This is a genomic window from Brakhagea slesvicensis, from assembly GCF_052161625.1.
Taxonomy (GTDB): domain Bacteria; phylum Planctomycetota; class Planctomycetia; order Pirellulales; family Pirellulaceae; genus JBKCUI01.
Genome location: NZ_CP197412.1, coordinates 4,160,134 through 4,179,300, shown reverse-complemented (window position 1 = coordinate 4,179,300; position 19,167 = coordinate 4,160,134). Strand labels below are relative to the sequence as shown.

General features: G+C 54.8%; 16 protein-coding genes. 10 read left to right on the top strand and 6 right to left on the bottom strand.

Annotation, left to right across the window (positions count from 1 at the left end):
• Positions 1-18: 18 nt before the first annotated feature.
• Entirely contained in the window at positions 19-4,137 is a 4,119-nt protein-coding gene (locus SH467x_RS15835) for an SdrD B-like domain-containing protein (protein WP_482368078.1), read from the bottom strand.
• 180 nt (positions 4,138-4,317) lie between these two features.
• Complete coding sequence (locus SH467x_RS15830) at positions 4,318-5,547, bottom strand: WD40 repeat domain-containing protein (RefSeq protein WP_482368077.1); 1,230 nt, start codon at positions 5,545-5,547, stop codon at positions 4,318-4,320.
• A gap of 319 nt (positions 5,548-5,866) precedes the next feature.
• Between SH467x_RS15830 and folP the strand changes: the two genes are divergently transcribed.
• Positions 5,867-6,718 (top strand): dihydropteroate synthase, encoded by an 852-nt coding sequence (gene folP, locus SH467x_RS15825; protein WP_482368076.1) that lies wholly within the window; start codon positions 5,867-5,869, stop codon positions 6,716-6,718.
• Between the two features lie 95 nt (positions 6,719-6,813).
• Here folP and SH467x_RS15820 read toward each other — a convergent pair whose 3' ends face one another.
• From SH467x_RS15820 to eboE, 3 genes are read right to left on the bottom strand one after another with little or no spacing between them, the layout of a single operon-like run.
• Positions 6,814-8,022, bottom strand: coding sequence for a hypothetical protein (locus tag SH467x_RS15820; protein ID WP_482368075.1), 1,209 nt, complete (start codon positions 8,020-8,022; stop codon positions 6,814-6,816).
• 25 nt (positions 8,023-8,047) lie between these two features.
• Positions 8,048-9,502 (bottom strand): hypothetical protein, encoded by a 1,455-nt coding sequence (locus SH467x_RS15815; RefSeq protein WP_482368074.1) that lies wholly within the window; start codon positions 9,500-9,502, stop codon positions 8,048-8,050.
• Positions 9,447-10,718, bottom strand: a complete 1,272-nt coding sequence (eboE, locus tag SH467x_RS15810; RefSeq protein WP_482368073.1) for a metabolite traffic protein EboE — start codon at positions 10,716-10,718, stop codon at positions 9,447-9,449. Before eboE ends, SH467x_RS15815 begins: the two co-directional genes overlap by 56 nt.
• Positions 10,719-10,864: 146 nt before the next feature.
• On the opposite strand from eboE, the gene aroC reads away from it, so the two are divergent.
• From aroC to SH467x_RS15795, 3 genes are all read left to right on the top strand, one after another.
• Complete coding sequence (aroC, locus tag SH467x_RS15805) at positions 10,865-12,013, top strand: chorismate synthase (protein ID WP_482368072.1); 1,149 nt, start codon at positions 10,865-10,867, stop codon at positions 12,011-12,013.
• A 208-nt stretch (positions 12,014-12,221) separates the two neighbouring features.
• The gene (ykgO, locus tag SH467x_RS15800; RefSeq protein WP_146678559.1) at positions 12,222-12,374 is read left to right on the top strand and encodes a type B 50S ribosomal protein L36; all 153 of its coding nucleotides are present in this window, start codon (positions 12,222-12,224) and stop codon (positions 12,372-12,374) included.
• 13 nt (positions 12,375-12,387) lie between these two features.
• Complete coding sequence (locus tag SH467x_RS15795; RefSeq protein ID WP_482368071.1) at positions 12,388-13,404, top strand: Gfo/Idh/MocA family protein; 1,017 nt, start codon at positions 12,388-12,390, stop codon at positions 13,402-13,404.
• 114 nt (positions 13,405-13,518) lie between these two features.
• Here the strand turns inward: SH467x_RS15795 and SH467x_RS15790 are convergent, their stop codons facing one another.
• Positions 13,519-14,883, bottom strand: coding sequence for a DUF4912 domain-containing protein (locus tag SH467x_RS15790; RefSeq protein ID WP_482368070.1), 1,365 nt, complete (start codon positions 14,881-14,883; stop codon positions 13,519-13,521).
• A gap of 411 nt (positions 14,884-15,294) precedes the next feature.
• Here SH467x_RS15790 and SH467x_RS15785 point away from each other — a divergent pair, with 411 nt between their 5' ends.
• The 6 genes from SH467x_RS15785 (at position 15,295) to atpH (ending at position 19,069) form a co-directional block, all read left to right on the top strand.
• Positions 15,295-15,585: a hypothetical protein gene (locus SH467x_RS15785; RefSeq protein ID WP_482368069.1), complete on the top strand. Its 291-nt coding sequence runs from the start codon at positions 15,295-15,297 to the stop codon at positions 15,583-15,585.
• Positions 15,582-15,965, top strand: coding sequence for a hypothetical protein (locus tag SH467x_RS15780; RefSeq protein ID WP_482368068.1), 384 nt, complete (start codon positions 15,582-15,584; stop codon positions 15,963-15,965). Before SH467x_RS15785 ends, SH467x_RS15780 begins: the two co-directional genes overlap by 4 nt.
• 15 nt (positions 15,966-15,980) lie before the next feature.
• Positions 15,981-17,312 (top strand): F0F1 ATP synthase subunit A, encoded by a 1,332-nt coding sequence (gene atpB / locus SH467x_RS15775; RefSeq protein WP_482368067.1) that lies wholly within the window; start codon positions 15,981-15,983, stop codon positions 17,310-17,312.
• A gap of 82 nt (positions 17,313-17,394) precedes the next feature.
• Complete coding sequence (gene atpE, locus SH467x_RS15770; protein ID WP_409994260.1) at positions 17,395-17,694, top strand: ATP synthase F0 subunit C; 300 nt, start codon at positions 17,395-17,397, stop codon at positions 17,692-17,694.
• 70 nt (positions 17,695-17,764) lie between these two features.
• The gene (atpF, locus tag SH467x_RS15765) at positions 17,765-18,388 is read left to right on the top strand and encodes a F0F1 ATP synthase subunit B (RefSeq protein ID WP_482368066.1); all 624 of its coding nucleotides are present in this window, start codon (positions 17,765-17,767) and stop codon (positions 18,386-18,388) included.
• Between the two features lie 57 nt (positions 18,389-18,445).
• Complete coding sequence (gene atpH, locus SH467x_RS15760) at positions 18,446-19,069, top strand: ATP synthase F1 subunit delta (RefSeq protein WP_482368065.1); 624 nt, start codon at positions 18,446-18,448, stop codon at positions 19,067-19,069.
• Positions 19,070-19,167 lie beyond the last annotated feature (98 nt).

Below are 19,167 nucleotides of genomic sequence, written 5' to 3'. Positions count from 1 at the left end.
CTGTGCTTCCGGTGCGAGTTATCTCGTTGCGGTGCGAGCGCTCGGTTCTTGCATCAAGGGAAGGTTGGCATAGAAGGCAGCTTCGTCGACCCCATCGCCATCGAAATCACCGACCACGACGTTTTCCCCCTCACCTTCGATTTCGAACACTTTGTCGGTCGCGTCCCACTCACCATTTCCGTTGCTATCGACGATCAAGTCGTTGCCGCGAACCACGGCGACTTCATCGAGTCCATCGCCGTTGAAGTCACCCACGACCGCGATATCGCCCGGTTTGCCAAACTCGAAGAACGAATCGTTTTCTCGTTCGAATCGACCGTCTCCGTTGACATCGAGTTTCCAAGATCCGTTATTGAAGACGCCCAAGGTCGCGATGCCATCGCCGTTGAAGTCCCCTGCGATCGGTTGATCCGTGTCGCTTCCAAATCGGAAGACGTGATCGATCACATCCGAGCGAGGATCACCGTGTTTGCTTCGCTGCATCAAACGCTCGGCACGGATTGGTTGATCGGTGGGCGGAAGATTCTTAGGCTTCGAGATACGTCGATTTTCTGGATCGGGCAGCCCTGGCTCGTAGAGCAACGCTTCATCGTCGCCATCCCATTCCGGTCCGTAGATCCCGATATCATCCTTCCCGTCACCGTCCCAATCGCCGACCACGGGCAAATCACCCTTCTTTCCTAGGCTGGCCCACAAATCACCGTTGTCCCAGACTCCATTGCCATTGATATCGAGGAGCCATTCGCCATCTTTGAACAATGCGAGTTCATCCTTGCCATCGCCATTGAAATCGCCCGCGAGTTGCTTGGCTCCGACCACATCGAACGCATCGCGCGTTGTTCGGTTTGGTTGATTGGCGCGGGTGGACACGATAGTCCATCGACCTTGATCCATTGTATCGATGGTCCAAAGTTCCGGATTCAACACGACCGCGTTGTCCAATACCTTTTGGCGGCTGACCGTCTTGCTCTGCTGGTGACCGCGGGGCTCCCCTGCATTGATCACGCTCAAATGCCATGAGTACTCCATCACGTATCCCCCGATCGGATAATCGGGCTGACCGTAGACGACCGGTGGCATGAGGAGCACATATTCAAACGGAAGCGTGACGGGACCGTTGACAGGGGGTGGCTCTACATTGGGGCGAGGCGTTTCAGGTGGCGGTGCGGGGGGATCGGGCGGATCCTCCGGTGGGAGCATGGTCACGATGATTTCGCTGAAGTTATTCTCGATGGCTTGATCCCCAGCATTGAGATTGATCATCAAAATCGCATCGAAGCGAGGATTGGAACCCGCATCGAGAGCGAGTTGGTCAAAGAGCGTTTGCTGGGAGGGATCCAAGCTATCATCCACGTTGATCGCAAAGCTGCCGAAGCTCGATCCCGCGGTATCACGGCCATCGAAGTAGCCTTCCGGTTGCATTTGATACACGTGGTACGCACCGGGTCTCAAGCCTCGGAACTCGTAGTATCCATTCTCGTCGGTCACGACTCGGAGCACTTCTCCGTCGTAGATCCCAGGAAGAGCATTGCTGGAGGAAATGCGTTCTCCCGTTCGCGTTCGCAACTCCAAAATCACCCCTGCGAGCGGTTTGTCGTTCGCATCCCGAAGTCCATCTCGGATCCCCAAGAGAGAAGCTGGAGGGAGACCGTCGGGTGTCTGTAATGCATCGCCGTCTTGGAAGACGTATCCGGTAATCGCTGCAGGGGGAACTTCACAGAAGTCCAAATCGGATTGTGTCTGGCCTGACACCAACCGGATCTCGCGAATCAAATCGGGCTGATCGGTGAGTGCAACGCCCGGAGGTGCCGTTTGTCCGCCTTGAAAATATCCTTCGGGCTGGGTTTCACGCACGGTATAGATGCCGGGTCGAAGCCCTTCGAATCGATAATTGCCTTGTGCATCGGTGAAGGTGGTTGCAATGACCACACCGTCCTTGTTGAGCAGCTCGATCTTCACGCTCGGCAAAGGCTGCTCACCAGGATCGCGGACACAGTCTTCATCCAGGTCGACGTACACATTCCCCTGCAGTGCAGCAGGTCGAAACTCGCAGAAGTTATAGTCGATTCCCTCGACACCTTGCGGCACGTTGATGGAACGAATGAAGTCTTGAATCGAGCCATCCCCGCCAAGCGATCCTGGCTTGGTCCCGCCCTGGGAGTAACCTGCAGGCTGCGTTTCACGAATCGCATAAACGCCAGGAGGGAGGTTGTCGAATTCGTAACGACCCTCGGCATTGGTGTAGGTCGTTTCCAGAACCGTACCGTTCCCGTCGAGGAGCTCGATCTTTACTCCTGCAATCGGTGGCTCACCGGGATCGCGCACGCAATCGCCGTCCATGTCTTCGTAAACGTAACCGCTCAAGCTGCTAGGCAGAAGTTCTCCGAAATCGTAATCGATCCCGCTCGCACCCGATGTTAGCACGATGGAACGGATAGTATCCGATCCGTCCAATGTCCCGACGACTTGCCCTGCAATGGTGCCCACCCGGTCCTTGCCATCGAGGTAACCGTCCGGTGTGATTTCAACAATAGTGTAAGTACCAGGAGGTAGATTATTAAACTGGTATCGTCCTTGGCTATCGGTGCGGGTCTCGAACGAGCCGCTCGAGCCCGACAAACGAACGATGACATTGCCGATCGCGGTCTCACCTACTTGTCGAATCCCATCGTTGTTCGCATCGTGATATACCGTGCCCGAAATCTGCGCGGGGATCAGTTCACCGAAGTTGTATTCCGTGCCAGACTCGTTCCCTTGAAGCACGATATCGGTGATCTGCTCATTGGTGGTCACGGCTCCGCGCGTTTGATTGTTCACTCGCCCTGCTGTGTCCTTACCGTCCAGATAACCAGTAGGTTGCTCCCGCTGGATCACGCGGTATCGACCGGGTGGGAGCCCTTCGAATCGGTAAGAGCCATCGGCTCCCGTACGGATGGTGCGAGAAACCGTTCCGGAGGTGCTCTCCAAGGAAACGATTTGAATCTCGACATTCGCAATCCCGGCCTCACCGGTTCCGCGGATCCCATCGTTGTTTCGGTCGTGGTAAACGAATCCGCCGATCGATACCGGTTGAGCTTCGGCGAAGTTGAGTTCGGTCCCGCGCGAATCGCCTAGGGGAATGCTGATGGTTGTAAGAACGTCCCGATCGTTCGCCACCGTTTGGCCGAGCGAGCCAGCTCCGTTGAGCCGACCGGGCGTTGCACCGACGCTGAAGTAGCCGCTTGGCTGCGTTTCACGGATTTGATAGGTTCCGGGCATCAATCCGAGTTGCGTACCGAACTCATAGCGGCCGTTGGCGTCGGTGGTCGTCGTGAAACCAGTTGAAACGTAAGCTCCGTTCTCCAACCGGAAAAGTTCCAGTCGTACGTTCGAGATTCCTTGCTCCCCCGTTTCTTGAACGAGGTTGAGGTTATTGTCGACGTAAACGGTACCCCCGAGCGAAATCGGCTTGGGCTTTTGAACAATACTCGTCGCAGTTCCGGCGGTTCGGTCTCGAAATCCACCTTCGTTGTCGGCAGGCAAATTCAATCCGGATGGACCGACAACGTTGTCGTATTCGCTGTAGTAGATGGTGGAGGCGACGGCGTCTTCAAAAGAAGGGGCATTGAAGTAGGCCGTCAACTTGGATCGCGCGAACTCGGCCCCAGAACTAACGGGATCCACATCATTGTTGAAGTCTTGAATCGATCCGCCTGGCGTAAAGAACTGAACTTCATCCACATCGACGGAGAAGATGAGACGATCGCCAGCTCGAAAGTTATCGAAAGTGAGAGTCAGCAGCATCCCTCCATCGCTTACCTCTGCACGCACATTCGAATCTGAGAACTTTCCATCTTCCCCGACAATTTGGAACGGAAACGCCAGGTCCGCACCGCGGCCCCCCAGCGCGAGATCAAAGAAATTATCGCCTTGCGAGAAACCCGGGATGCCTTGATCCAGGTCGATAACCAACTTCGTGAGCTTGGTACCCGCTGCACCACCTTTGAATTGGATGTAGAACGAATCGCCATGCAAGTCGCTCCCGCCATCCTCCTCCACGTAGACCCCTCCGACCCAAATCGGATCGACATTAAAAAGCTGCCTCGACTCGAGCAACTCGATAACCGAGCGGCGTGTTCTGCTTTCTCGCGACTTCATAGGTTGGGTAGCCAATCTCTCGTTCGAGAGCGAGTTCGCTTTGCTGGGTTCACAAAGCGCAGGGGAACGCATCCCGAAACTTTTCTTCCATTGATCAATGCGTCGTTTCCAAGACACGATATCGATCCTCTGAATGAAGTTCCTGTAAGGGTTGCGTCGAGTGTGTGTGAGGTTTCAAGGCTATTGAATGGGAGTCGAAACGAACGAACTCGGGGTCGAAGCCGCTGCGTCTTCGAATTGCGCGGCGACCGGGTGCAAGTACCGACCGTCGCGATCCCGTTCCGTTCTCGCTCTCTCTAAATCCCAAATCCGAATCGTCGTGTCAAAGCCAGCTGAGATAAGAAACTTGTCCGTACGCTGCAAAACACAAACGGAACCGTCGTGACCTACCAATTTCGTCTGAGGAATGGAGTCATTCCAACCCACGATTCGAATCGTGTTGTCCGCGCCTGCGACCGCGAATTGATCAGGAGCCAACGGAATAAGTCCCATCAGTTTGCCCCCTTTGACTTCGGTCTGCCCCACGACCCCTTTTGTTTCCACGTCAAAATGGACAATCCGGCGATCCTCGCCAACCGTGGTGATTGTGCTGCTGTCGTCAGAAAACTGAACCGACCGAACGCGATTGAAGTGAACGGGAGCGGAAGACCAAGACGTTTTCGCATCCGCGCCAAACTGCTGGACGCGCAAAACACCATCCCGACCTGCATAAGCCAAGTGCTTTCGATTCGGTGATAAAACGATGGCGCGCAAATCGCTGCAGTCGCTGCTATGATCGATGGAGATGAGATTCTTACCAAGATCCAACCGATAAATGTTGTTGCTGAAGCCGACGGCGTAAACCGTATTGGCATCGGTGAAAGTCAAAGCGTACAAGGCGTGCGGAACCCGGGCATCGTGGAGTTGCTTCATCGATTGCGTATCCCAGATACGTATCGATCCATCGTTCGCGCAGGATGCGATCCGCTGTCCATCGTCCGAGAATGCAACCGAACGCACCCAGTCCACATGCCCTGTCCAAACGGACATTACTCGGCGATCTTGAAGCGACACAAGACGGATTGCATGATCATCCCCCGCAGCCGCGATAAATCTCCCATCCTTCGAAACAATCATCGCCGTGATCACTGGTCGCTCGGTCGACCCTGGCAATGGATCTAAATGGATCACATCCGTACCACTGCCCAACCCGCCACCATTACCCACTCGGCCACCATCGCCCACTCGGCCACCATCGCCCAGCGAAGAACTCGACAAAGCCGATTCGGCGGTCCGGGAACGAACCTCAACAGAGGGAAGCGAATCCTGGGAAGAGACGACGCCCCAACCCCCGCATGTCACTGCAGAGAACGCAACCGTTCTCCACAACCCTAAGCGAGCGACCTGCATTTCGCGTCGAAGACTTCTCACCGCTGCTTCCTCCCTGAATGAGTCGAGCTTTGCTTGGCTAGCAATTCAGAGGTCCTCCGAGACCTTCCGAGACGTATCCAACATCGGTTATCGACCGCAGCGCGCCGGATGCTTTGAGGAACTTGGTAAAATAAGGTGACTTTTCCGATTGCGTCGGCTTTGCCGTTCCGGTTGTAGCGTCGTCACCCCTCCTCAAGGCGGGGAAACAGCGTCCCCCACCGACAACGCGTCAACAGCTCAAATCGACAAACAGCAATGCCGCAGAGTAGGATGGGGAATCCTTCATCGCGGTTTTCTTCCACCGGTAAGATCGGCCCCTATGCAATCCTACTCAACTTCTTGGACGCTCCGCAGCAAACGCTTGGATCTCTCGCAAGGCCCTTTGTTGATGGGCATCCTCAACGTTACCCCCGACAGTTTCTCCGATGGCGGTAGACACTTCACAATCCAATCGGCCGTCGATCACGCAATGCGAATGGAAGATGAAGGGGCCGATATCCTTGACATCGGCGGGGAAAGTACTCGGCCATACAGCCTCCCAGTCGACGCCAACGAAGAACTGAGTCGCGTCGTCCCAGTCCTTGAACGCTTGCAATCCCGGGTTCAGATCCCCATTTCCATCGATACGATGAAGGCGTCGGTAGCCAGGGCTGCGATCGACTTGGGTGCCGAGATCATCAATGATGTCTCCGGTTTGGAAGGGGACCCGGAAATGATGGAGGTCGCTCTCCAATCCGAAGTGGGCATCTGCGCGATGCATATGCAGGGAACCCCTCAAACCATGCAAGACAATCCGTATTACGACGATGTGGTCGAAGATATCCTGGGGTATTTGCTGGCACGCAAGGAATCCCTTTTGAAATCGGGGATCGCGTACGAACGGATCTGCCTGGACCCGGGCATCGGCTTCGGCAAAACCCATGAACACAACATCGAGCTTATCCAGAACGCTGCCAGATTCCACGAGACGGGTGCACCGATTCTCGTGGGTCACTCACGCAAAGGATTCATTGCTAAGCTTCTTGGGAGCAAGGACACACCGAGAGCGATAGGCACTCTCGGCGTCTCCCTATCACTCGCATTGCAGCGGATTCAAATCTTGCGAATTCATGACGTGGCAGAGCACAAGCAAGCCCTCAAACTGTTCTTGGCCACCAAACCGCTCCATTGATTCCTCGCTGTTTCCTTTGCCCTGGCGTTATCGGATCGCAATGAAGAATCCCACCCGATGGACCGCATCGGCAGATTGGAAACCCTTCTTGCTGCCTACCCCCATCGGTACAAACGGACGCCGTAGCCTGGCAAGGCATCCGTGAGCTTTCCGTTGCGGTTCTCCAAGAAACGAGCTTCTCCAAGGACCTCCACGCGAACTCCTGATGGAGGCGTCTCCCATTCCAATTCGGTCGCTTGATCGGTCATCCCAACGACGAAGCAATAATGGTTGCCTTGATGAGATCGCCAAGTCGCGGCGATTGCGCCGTCCCCCTGACTGCTGGAAAGCTTCATCAAGGCCTTTTGTTCGGGGGAGTTGATAACAGCTGCCAAGGATTGGATTCTCTCGTTGATTTCCGTGATACCAGCCAGCAGTTCCGCATCTTGCAATACCGACGCTTCGACGAAGTTAGGTTCAAACTGGTGGACGAAATAGATCAATCCCCGAGATCCATGGACGATGGACATCCAAACTTCGGAGCGGATTTCGTTTACGGTCGGCTTTCGCTTGGTATTGCTAATGCGACTGCATTCAATGCAATTCCAGACGACTTGGTCGTCCGTCGCCCACTCCCTCAATCGCTTCACACCCAGAGCAACAAACTCCAGCTTGCCGGCCACTTCCGGTTTATCATGCACCGCCGGATAGATATCGAACGAGACGATGTCAGATCCTCGAATGTATTCGGGGTAATCTTCGGGATGATTGCGTCGTGTCCCTCGCCCTATGTACTGGTCATACGCAACTCCTTGCCCCAAGTTGAGCAATACCGGACGACTCGGATCTTTCTTTTGAATGCGCTGATAATCGCGGACAATCTTCTCGGGCAGGATGGGCGGATCGTATCCTTTCCCATCCCGCTTCGCCTGAGCATTGTCCGGCTCATCTCCATGCATCCAAGCGATGATGATGTCGCGATGCTCGGAACGAAGCGCGACTTCGTTTTGATCGCAAACCACCTTCATCCCGGCGCGATCTAATTGCTCGAGTTGATCCTCGGTGGGTCCGTTCCAAAGTCCAACATAGGTATTGATACCAGCGGCGCGATACTTCGCAGCATGCCGGGGAGCTTGGACCCATACCGCGATGGGAAAAAATGCGGGGTCGGCTGGAGGGCCATGATCCCAACGTTCGTACCGTTGAGGTGGAGTGCCCCAGACAAAATTCGACCATGTCCCTAGGAGCGATACTCCCACAGGAAGCCCCATCGCGCACGTCATCCAAGAACGTCTTGACCGGTTGCTGCTACCTGAACTCATCATGTTATTGCTTTCGTATTCAAGTTTGTTACGGATTGTCACTTCTTCGGGTTTGCGAAATGACTGTTACGACTGCGGACGCGAGAAACAGGGATGCGGGACCGGCATAGCGATCGTTCGGTGGCTCGACCAGGATCACCAACATCATCTTTCCAACGCTCCAGCCAATCGACAGCCACACGATCGTTTGGGCGGCTCGCATCCTCTCGATCGCTACCGTGGCGTCATGTTCCCCATCGCTTTCGTTCCGCTGAGGGTGCGGAAACAATTCCGATCGCCGCTTCATGCTTAACCAATCGGTGCACCAGAACCATCCCATCCAAGCGATGGCAATCCACACCAGGGGGTTGCTACCTAACGACCGTATCAATTCGATAGCAGCATGCTTCATGGCCCGAAGCAGCCAGATTCCATACTCCTTCGGCGATGCCAACAGGATTTCTCGCGAGAACTGGCTCAATCGAGCGTTGATGCGTTTGGGTTCCCCGCCTTCCAATTCGGACGCGATGGGGACCGCAATCTCCCAAACCATGGGATTGAACTGCTGCGTTACCGAATCGAAAGCTCCAGAGGTATTCCAATCCGTTCGCTTGGTCCTTTCTGCCAGAATTCTCTCCCCCAAATCCTGCGATCTGGCGGTGAGTCGCGGCAAATGCTCCGGCGCAACGAGTTGTCCTGTGATTCCAACAATGTTGTAGCCACCAAAGGAGACCAGTCCAAAATGCCCTACCAGCATCCAGCGCAGGGTGCACCACGCGATAAAGGGGACGATTGCGACCAAGCTGGCTTGGTAGAAACTGCGAAGCGCCGTTCGATCCCATGCAAATAGCCACCCCCGCGCGACCCAAGTCGCGATCGGAAGCCAAGGAACCAAGAAAAGATAAACGGGCTTCGTCTGATAAGCAGCGAACACGCAGGCGCCTGCCACCATCATCATTCCCCATCGATTGGGATGGTAGATGGCGACCAACCACGCTGCGGCAGCAACGAGAGAGAAGGAACAAGCGAGCAAATCCGGGGTGAGCATGGAGGTGTATCGCCAAGCGAACGGGAGCCCATAGAGAGGGAGTGATGCGGCAAGCGCCATCCTCGTCGGGAATCGACAGGATCGCAGCGCCCCGCCCCAGACTCCGATCGCGCCCAACCAGATTACCGACTGCAGCAAGGGGACCCAAGCGGCGGCATTGGTTCCCCCTAGGACCGCAGCGAATTTGAGAAACACTGGGTAGACAAACGTTCGCGTCTGCTCGAGGGCGGATAGGCTCAGCGGGGAGGGAAAATGTTCATAACTCTCGGTATCGATTTGTCGGAGAGGTTGCAGAGTGCCGAACAACCAGGCCAGCAGCATGTAGAAACAACCTGCTGCACCGTACAAAAGCAGTCCGTCGCGACGAAAAAACGACAAACGGGATTCCATGCTCGTGGGATTACTTTCTTGCTCGGTCGGCAGCCGTTTGGTGGAGGTGAGTATCCAGCTTCGCATGAAGCAACGTTTCGAACCAAGTCAGCTCTTTGGCGATTCCTTCGCTCAAGGAACTTTGTCTCCATTCCTTCGGTAGAACCGTCCAAGCGTACGTTTCGACTTCGAAGTGTCCGGCTGGAAATTGCTCTGTTCCGATGCGTGGCACCAATACGTCGAGACAGCGTTCGATTTCCGATTGTGTCGAGTGGAGAGCACCGAATGACGTCTGGTAAATCGGGACGTGAAAGTGAATCCGCCACTGCGAGTCCGTCGGTGCAGCCTTTTGTTTAGCCAGTAGATCGGGCAAATCTTCGTGCAACGTTCGATGATTTCCAGTTTGGACATGAGTTTGGTGCAGGTAGCGATCTTCGGCGAAGGCGTGCAGTTGCGTCCAAGCTTGGTTTCGATCCGATTGGTCCATCGAGTGCCAAGGAACGTCGAGTGCCGAGGAGACTTGGACCTTGCCGACACGCATACCCGCTTCGAAGGTTTGAGACAATTCGAAGGCTTGATCCTCGAACATCACCGCTGCATGGCAAATATCGTGGCAAAGGGTGATATGGCGTCTGGCGATCTCTCGTTCGGATTCCGTCGCGAGGGAGGGAAGGAAGGATTCGATGTAGAACCGACGGAACGACTGGCTGTCGGAGAAAACACAACCGGGTTCGGGTTCGATGGCAACCAGAATGGTGCGTCCCGTTCGCTCCCGAAGCGCGTGCAGCCGGCGAGCCAGTTCAGCCCATTGCTTGCAGACCCCTTCGATTTGGATGGTGGTGAGAGGAGGTGAGCCCCAAGCGATGGGGAGGGTGGAAATGGTGCCGATCGCGTCAGGGGGTAGGAGTTCGTGGAGGAGTTCGGCCAAGTTCAACGTGTATTCCAAGCGGGCTGGGTCGTACCAGGTAGGCTGGTAGACGCGGTGTTTGACGATGGGTTCGTGAAAGTCACCTTGTGGAAACCCGTTGAGCGTAAAGGCGTTCAAAGATTCCGATTTAAGAAATCGGCGTAACGCATCCAGGGACTGGGGCAATAGGGCTTCGCGAGCCGAGACCTCGGAGAACCACAGGCCCAACCCTAGTTCTCGTGGTAGGCGCGCACCATCGAGGTTGCGATCGAGCAAATCACGGACGGGAACCGCAAATTTCTTGAGCGTTTCCAGAACGGTGCTGAGGTCGCGACCAGCGTGAACATTGGTGCAATAACCGGTTCGGACCGGGGCCTTTGGGGGGGGTGCGTTCAATGTAGAAGGTCCCTTTGGTCGGAAAAATGAGAGCAGATCGAGAGGAGGGGATGGAGGCTGCGGATGGAAACGCGGCTTGGCTAGTGGGCGCGGTGGACTAAACTATTGGTTTTAGCTGACAAGCCGCTTTTGAGAAACCTGCCTTTATGCTTCGTTATTGGACCGCTGGAGAATCGCACGGAAAGGCATTGATCGCACTGGTCGACGGTTTCCCTGCCGGTGTCACGATCGATAACGAATTTATCGACCGAGAACTGCGTCTTCGTCAGGGGGGATATGGTCGGGGAGGTCGGCAAAAGTTGGAGCAGGACCATGCCGACTTTTTGACTGGTGTATGGCAAGGGGCCACGTTGGGTTCACCCATTACCATGCAGGTCGTGAACAACGATTACAAGCTGGAGCGGCTCAAGGAACTGGAGCGGCCCCGCCCCGGTCACGCAGATTTGACGGGTGCAATCAAATATTTAGGTTCTATCCGCGGTGTCTTGGAACGATCCAGCGCGAGAGAGACGGCCGCTCGAGTTGCCGCCGGAGCCTTGGCGAGATTACTCCTACGCGAGTTCGGGATCGAGACGATCGGTTATGTGGTCGAATTGGGCCAAATGCCGATCGGACACGGGGATACGTTGAATTTGTCCGTTCCTGATACGCGGGCGCTTCGCGATCAAAGCTCGATCTACTCGGTCGATCCTTCGCTGGACAAGGAGGCGGAACAATACATCGATCGAATGGCCGACGAAGGCGACACGCTCGGAGGGGTTATCGAAGTCCGCGTCGATGGCCTTCCTTTTGGATTGGGAACCCACGCACAGTGGGATCGCAAGCTGGATGGAAAACTCGCGCAAGCCGTGATGGCAGTGCAGGCGATCAAGGGTGTCGAGATTGGGATGGGATTTGAGGCCGCTCGCAGGCCCGGTTCGCAGGTACACGATCCGATCCATTACGACGCCGCCCAGGCGCACTCCCCCAATTTGGGCTATGTGCGCCCCACCAACAACGCAGGCGGGCTGGAAGGCGGCATGACCAACGGCCAAAGTTTGATCCTGCGGGCTGCGAAAAAACCGATCAGCACACTGCGGAAGCCACTCGATTCCATCCGCATGGCGGACAAGGTCTCCCACCGGGCCAGCTACGAGCGGAGTGATGTTTGTGCCATATCCGCGGCGGCGATTATCGTTGAACATGTCGTCGCGTTCGAAATTGCCGCCGCCTTCATCGAGAAATTTGGCGGGGATAGCTTGGTCGAAATGAAAGCCAGGTACCAGCTCTTTCAGGAGATGGCCCGAGGACGATAGCTTGGAAGGCCCGTTTCCCGGGAGATTCAAGGTGTTTTAGCCCTTCTCGTTGGAAAGATTGGGCTGAGTGAGACGATTCTGCCGATTTGCATTTGCCGTTGCTCATGCAAGTTGGGACGCTATAATTCGCTTTTTCCCGCCTAGGATTGGGCGGTTTTATAACGTTCAACTAAAAGAAAACCTCGTTGTTTTCCGGAGTTTAGGAAACATGAAAGTCGTTTCGTCCATCGGGGCGTTGAAGTATCGACATCCTGACTGCCAAGTGGTCCGCCGCCGTGGACGCATTTACGTCATTTGCAAAAGCAACCCTCGCTACAAGGTGCGTCAAGGGAACGCGAAATGCAAACGCCGAAAGCGGTAGCATTCGGTAGCGTATGAAACTTCGCATCGGAGTTATCGGGCAGGGACGCGATTGGCAGTCGAGATATTTGCCAGCTCTCCGATCGATGCGAGAGAGGTTTCAAGTCATCGGCATTTACAATAGCGTTCATGCTCTAGCGGAAAACAGCGCCCGCGAGCTAGACGCGTTGCCCTATACCAGTTTTCGCGAGATGATGGAAAATCCATCCCTCGACGCCGTGATGGTGTTAGAAGATGACTGGTACCAGCTCACTCCGTTGCTCGCCGCATGCGACTACGGGAAGGCTGTGTTCTGTGGTGCCGAGATCGATCTCAGCGCTTCTGCCGCAGCGGATTTGAAGAGCCGGATCCAGTCCGCCGGGATCGCCTTCATGACCGAGCTCTCGCGGCGTTTCGCCCCTGCAACATTGCGTCTCAAAGAGCTCATAGCAACTCGCTTAGGACGACCGCGGCTTCTGTTTTGCCACCGCCGGCTGACCTGTGAGAACAAGGACATCCGTCACGCACGGTCGCTAGAGGCAAGGTCGCAGCGCGAGCTAGTGGAACTCATCGACTGGTGCAATTACATCGTTGGCGAAACGCCAGAGTGGGTCCAAGCGATTCGGCATGCAAGCCGAGACTCGGTCGCCACCGCCGATTATCAAATTTTCAGCCTAGGCTTCGGGTCGCCCGAGCAAGACTCGAAGGCTATTCTGGCGCAAATCAGCTGCGGTGCTTACATTCCGGAAGTATGGCATGAAGCCATCACCTACCGCCCTCCTGCTGCCATTCAAGTGTGTTGCGAGAAGGGATTAGCGTTCGTTGATTTGCCTTCCACACTCGTTTGGTTCGACGACGCAGGGCGGCATCAAGAAGCGCTCGACACCGAACTGTCCGTCGGACAACAAATGTTCAGCCAGTTCCACCGAGCAGTCACATCGCTCGTTTGCAATTCGAGCGACCTGGAAGACGCCTGCACTGCTCTAGCCATCCTCGATCTAGCCAAGAAAAGCATGGGCGCTCAAGCTCGAATTCCCTTGCAGCTTCCCTGATAGACCTCTCCAAGGAAATATCTTCCGAGCCAGAACTCTCGCATCGCTCGGTTGGTATTTCGTTCCTACGGCGCCATGTTTTCAGACGGCGCCATGTTTTCAGACGGTGCCGCCTTACAGGTCTTCGACATCCATCGAGAGAGGTTCCATCACTTTCGTGTTCCGCTCCACGGCAATAACGACGGTCTGCTCATCCACTCCATCACGACTCTTGGCCGTTGCCGGCAAGACTTGCCGACGGTCTGGGAGAGGGAGTCGGATGGAGAAGCTCCCGTCAGAACGGACCTTCACCGGCTCACCACCGACATTGACATGGGCGTCGGAATGGGTGGAACCGAAGACAATCAATTCGGCGTCCACTTCAAAGTAAAACTGCTTGTTCCGTTTCAGGCCACCCTCGGCGCCCGATCCGAATTGCGAAAGCACGTCTGTGTCCATCGTCCGTTTGAGTCGTTCCTCAAACACCTCGGATAGATCCCCCGATTGCGTGTCCTCGTTATACCCACCGCTCATCGCGTAGATGCGTTCGGCATCCTTTGCAATGTCTGCCCAGTGATCATCGACGACTTCTTTCGAGCCAGCCATTGGCATCGTCACGGTATTGCTTCGAACCAATTCATAAAAACGGCCGTTCGAGGTGAGATAGCCAAGCTGCAGTTTGAACGAGCAACCGGGCACTTCGATCTGGAGGTACCAATTGCGGACACCCCCGTGAATCTCTACGTCTTGAAAGACAGTCTCCGCGTTGTTGGTCGTCCCATTGTCATCGAGTTTAAGCAGTCGCAGGATCGGCTTGGCCGTGTGCCAATGCTCGGCGATGGAAACGCGAGCCCGCTCCACCGTTTGCCGAGTGATATCCCAATGGGCATGGAGCCAGAACGCATCCCGCACCATGAGAATGAGCCTATCTTTCCCTTTCTCAAGTGGTGGGACCTGAGTATTGGAGACCAGGGAGGATTTTGGCGAGGGCTGGGCGAGATCTTTACGAGCCTCCTTGCTGGCCTGCGCCGTTCGGATTTTGGCGACGATATCGGGATTCGTGTTGGAAGGGGGGGTCGCTTGCTCGACTTTCTTCGTGGCCGGCTTCATGGTCTTAGCAACCCCGACCGGCTCCTTTGTCTTAACCGCCGACTTGGCCGTTACCCCCTCTTTCTTACTCGTGGGAGAGGGTTTGAGCTGAGCGGTGGAAGCGATTTTTGCCGAGTCTTTGGAAGGCAACGCAGGTTTTGCGCCCTTGGATGGCTTTAGAATCGCAGGTGTGGCCTTCGCCTTCGGCGCCCCTTTTTCGGCTTTCGCACCTTTTGCTGCTTTGGAGGGAAGTGGCTTCGATTTGACCGACGCTCCCTTTTCTTTCACCCCTTTTGTCCCATTCCCCTTCGTTTTGGAGGCAGGCAGGGGCGGCTTCTTCGCCGCGGCGATCTTCTTGGTTTCTTTCGCGTCCTTCGGTGCTGCTTTTTGTGCAGATTTCGCTTTGGTCATTCCGTCAACTGACTTCTTAGGGGTCGAACGTGACTTTTCAAGGTTCTTTGCAGCCCCCTTAGCAGAGGGTTTCGATGTTGTTTTCAGTGCTTTTGCTGTCTTTTTTGGGGCTGGAGCGTTATCGGTGCTTCGAGCCCCCCCTTTGGTGGGAGATTTGGCGGGGTTTCTTTTGGAGCTAGCGGACTTTTTTCGTTCGGTCGACAAGGTAGCTGCTCCCTGCGTGTTCAATAAATCGAGCAAAAGCGGAGGTCACTCGACCGTCCCTGCATCTTTATTTAGTATGCTTAGCGGACTTAGGATTTCTAGAGTTTGGATGGAAAGTTAGCTAGCCCAGCCTTTCTGGGCTTCGCGAACAGATTGGATCGGCTTCGCGGGTCGTCCGGGCCATCCGAGAGAACCGATCGTGCAAATATGTCACACAAACCTTCCGAAGTCGATTCCAAGCGGGGGACAGAACCTGGCAGCGAAAACGGGAATCGCGGAAATAAAAATACGATCGCCCTCAATGCCTTCAGTCGGGTAATGGCAGTCTTGCTGCTCATGCTTCTGGTGGGAGTGGGTGGATCCTACCTCGACAAGTGGCTGGGGACGTCCTATTTGACCGTGATTGGTTTTTTGGTGGGAGGAGCCATTGCGATCGTGGGAATGATGTATGTCGTTCGGGCTGCGGAATTCGAGCGCAAAGAACAAAAGCAGTCATGAAGCGAGATCTTTATTGGATCGTCGTTCTCGGGTTGGTCGCAACTGCGATGGTGATTGCTCTGGATCGGGTGAATCGCGATCCGGGGAGCGATCCTTGGGAAACCCTCCCTGCGCGGTTAGGGGGAGTCGCAGTTTGCTTTGGAGCGAGTCTTTTTAGTTGGATCTTGAACACGGAGGCGTTTGAACGAAAGAACCCGGTTGCATCGGTTTTGCTATTCGGGCTGGTTCGAACGATGGTAGTTCTTGGGTCGCTCGGGTTTGCTACTGCGACAAAATGGAACAATCACAATTTTTTCGTCAGCACGTTGGTGGGCTGTTATTTTTCTTTTCTAGCATTAGAATCCTGCCTCCAAATTAGACGTATCCATTCTCGTATCTAACCCCGCCTCTCAAGCATGGCCTCCGATATCCTCCATATCAAAGACGGATACTACTTCGAGTTGCCAAAGTTCATGTGGCGCAGTTCTCGAGAGAAAGCCGCGGACTTCCCCAAGTGGATGGTGCGGCTTGATTCTGGTTTCCAATCTGAAGAGGCCGACGCGATCATTGCCGGACTTAAGGATATGGGAGTCAGCGATGGGGACTTGGCCACGCTCAAAGAAGACTGGCAGCATTGGCAGCACGAGTCGGCTGGCAACCATAGCTGGCCGTTAGATGCGTACTTGGAGAAGCAAGCGGCGATTGTTGTCTCGCGGGCGAAGAATTGGGCAAAGACGAAGGCTCCGAGCGCCGTCGACGGCGTGAAAGCTTACTTGGCCGAGAATCCACAGCCAAAAATAGAGTGGTTTATCGATCTACAAAGCGATGAGGCAACAGCGTCCAAGTGGCAGGCACTCAAGGCTTCGATCAATTCAGACGCAGTCGTTTCGAAATTCGTCAGCGAAGGGGCTGGTAAGGACTGGTCCTCCGAGAAGATTGCCGAGTACAACCAAAGCCTTCATGGTAAAGTCTTGATCCCACAGCCGTTCGCTCAATTGCGAAACGCATACGAGGTGGAATCTGGGTTTGGGATCAGTCGCTACATGATCATCGAGGTCTTGGTGGCGATTGTCGTTCTGTTCATTTTCCGCTGGCTCGCCAAGAGGGTGTCGACAACGGAAGCACCGAAGGGCAAAGCCTGGAACTTGCTGGAGGGCTTTGTTCAAGCCGTGCGAAACAACGTCGTCGTACCGGCGATGGGTGAACACGATGCGGACAAGTTCATGCCCTTCTTCTGGTCCTTGTTCTTTTTTATCCTCGGCTGCAACTTGGCCGGAATGATCCCTTGGGTGGGTGCTCCGACGGCATCCTTTGGGACTACGTTTGCGCTGGCATTGATTGTCTTCATTGTCGGCGTGGCGATGGGTATTAAGACTTTTGGCGTCGTCGGTTATCTTAAGAACATTTGCCCCTCGATGGGTCTTCCCATTTACTTGGCTGTTTTCATTGTTCCTTTGATCTGGATCATCGAGTTCGCATCTTTGTTCATCAAGCACGGCGTGTTGGCAGTGCGATTGTTGATGAATATGGGTGCAGGTCACTTGGTCCTATTGGGGATATTAGGGATCGGGATCAGTTTGCCGGTCGCTTCCTCCCTCAGCACTCCTGCTTGGATGGGAGTAGCGGGGATCTCGGTTTTTGGAACGACGCTATTGAGTGTGATGGAGTTGTTCGTCGCATTCTTGCAGGCTTATGTTTTCACGTTCCTTGCAGCGCTCTTCGTAGGAAGCGCGATGCACCACCACTAAGAATCCATCTTTGGCTCGTTGGTGAGTCAAGGTCGTTCAGCTCATTGTTTTTCACTTGCTCTGGAATCAGGAGATTTTGAAAGTGTTTAATGTTCTTCGAATTGGCTACATGGCCCTCGGTATCGTTGCTCTGATGGCGTTGCCCGCTTCCGCACAAAGCACTGGCGGTATGCCAGGAGCGATCGGTGCTGGTCTCGCTGTGATCGGTGCTGCACTCGGCATTGGTATGCTCGCTAAGGGCGCGGTGGAGTCGATCGCTCGTCAGCCAGAGTCCTCTGGAACGATCCAAGTTGCGATGATCATCGCGGCTGCTCTGATTGAAGGTCTCGCGTTCTATGCGGTGTTCGTTTGCTCGCAACAGAACCCATTCGCTGGATCGTAATGTCGTTTGTTGATCCGATGGGATCGCGACCGTTTCTGAATCGTTTCCAACTTTGTGTTTAAGGCCGACCATGGTTCGCCAACTTCCAGTTTTCTTGTGCGGGTTGCTGATTGCAATCGTTGCCTCGTTCAGTGGTGTTGCAGTTGCATCGGGAGAGGGGCATGAGGATTTAACTCATGGCCACGCCTCTGCCGACATGAACAATTTGCTCGAGCTCAAGTCGGACAAGGCATTGTTTTCGGCTGTCGTGTTCCTTTTGCTTTTCGCTCTTCTCTACGGTCTGGCTTGGAAGCCGATTTCGCAGGGTTTGGCGAAGCGAGAGGCGGCGATTGCATCGCAGATCACCGAAGCGAAGCAGGCCGCGGAAACCGCCGCGACCAAACTAAAAGAGTACGAAGCGAAACTGGCGGAAGCGGCCGTTCAAGCTCAGGAGATGGTCACCCAAGCTCGCAAGGATGCGGAACAAGTGGGTGAACGGATCCGAGCTGAGGCACAAACAGAAGCGGCTCGCTCACGCGATCGCGCGTTGGCCGAAATCGAGTCGGCCAAACAAGCGGCCCTCTCCGATTTGACCACCAAGAGTACGGACATGGCTTTTGCTTTAGCTCGCCGATTCGTCGGTCGAGAACTCAAAGCAGATGACCATCAGAAGTTGATTGCAGAAGCGATCTCCAATTTGCCAAGCAAGAACTAGTCGCCTTTCATTCCTCCTCGTTCCATACATTTCCTCCAACGGTTTATTGGTTAACACATGTCAGAGCAAGTGAACCAGATTGCCACGGTCTTCGACAGCGAAGGGCAGCACGTTGGGGAGGTGTATGCCAAAGCGCTGCTTCAGTCGGCTGCTTCGGCGAACAAGGTGGATTTGGTAGTCGATCAGTTGGAATCGTTTGTCCAGGATGTTCTCAACAAGAACCAGAAATTTGAAATGGTTCTTGCGAATCCAAAGACTGCTGCGGAAGACAAAGTCGACTTGATCGATCGCGTTTTCGGGAAGTCGATGGACGGGATCGTTTTGAATTTCCTCAAGGTGATTTGTCGACGCAATCGATTGCAGCATTTGCGTCCCATCGCGTCGGCCGCGATTGCCTTGCGAGACGAGTGGGCAGGACGACTCCAAGTCCTCGTCACGACGTCGGCGGAGATGAATGAGCAATCCAAATCGGCTTTGCAAAACAAACTAAAGAGCACATTCAACAAGGACATCCGACTCCTCACCAAAGTCGATCCGTCGATTTTGGGTGGTATGGTCGTCCGCATCGGCGATACCGTTTACGACGGCAGCGTCGATGGTCAATTGAAGACATTGCGCCGCGAGGCGGGAGCCAAAGCAACGGCAGCGGTTCGCGCCGCATCCGCCGAATTGGCGAGCTAGTCACGGTTCACGAGTTAATCACAGTTCACCTGGCGGTGGACTGTCGCCCTGTTCGATTTCGAACACATTTACAATACACAATCGTTCCCACAGATGTA

Bases quoted from the DNA above. Each gene is read 5' to 3' on its own strand.
- SH467x_RS15785 (WP_482368069.1), top strand. From the start codon at position 15,295: ATGTCACACAAACCTTCCGAAGTCGATTCCAAGCGGGGGACAGAACCT.
- SH467x_RS15780 (WP_482368068.1), top strand. From the start codon at position 15,582: ATGAAGCGAGATCTTTATTGGATCGTCGTTCTCGGGTTGGTCGCAACT.
- SH467x_RS15820 (WP_482368075.1), bottom strand. From the start codon at position 8,022: ATGATGAGTTCAGGTAGCAGCAACCGGTCAAGACGTTCTTGGATGACG.
- atpH (WP_482368065.1), top strand. From the start codon at position 18,446: ATGTCAGAGCAAGTGAACCAGATTGCCACGGTCTTCGACAGCGAAGGG.
- SH467x_RS15790 (WP_482368070.1), bottom strand. From the start codon at position 14,883: ATGACCAAAGCGAAATCTGCACAAAAAGCAGCACCGAAGGACGCGAAA.
- ykgO (WP_146678559.1), top strand. From the start codon at position 12,222: ATGAAAGTCGTTTCGTCCATCGGGGCGTTGAAGTATCGACATCCTGAC.
- SH467x_RS15795 (WP_482368071.1), top strand. From the start codon at position 12,388: ATGAAACTTCGCATCGGAGTTATCGGGCAGGGACGCGATTGGCAGTCG.
- atpB (WP_482368067.1), top strand. From the start codon at position 15,981: ATGGCCTCCGATATCCTCCATATCAAAGACGGATACTACTTCGAGTTG.
- atpF (WP_482368066.1), top strand. From the start codon at position 17,765: ATGGTTCGCCAACTTCCAGTTTTCTTGTGCGGGTTGCTGATTGCAATC.
- aroC (WP_482368072.1), top strand. From the start codon at position 10,865: ATGCTTCGTTATTGGACCGCTGGAGAATCGCACGGAAAGGCATTGATC.
- SH467x_RS15835 (WP_482368078.1), bottom strand. From the start codon at position 4,137: ATGAAGTCGCGAGAAAGCAGAACACGCCGCTCGGTTATCGAGTTGCTC.
- SH467x_RS15815 (WP_482368074.1), bottom strand. From the start codon at position 9,502: ATGCGAAGCTGGATACTCACCTCCACCAAACGGCTGCCGACCGAGCAA.
- folP (WP_482368076.1), top strand. From the start codon at position 5,867: ATGCAATCCTACTCAACTTCTTGGACGCTCCGCAGCAAACGCTTGGAT.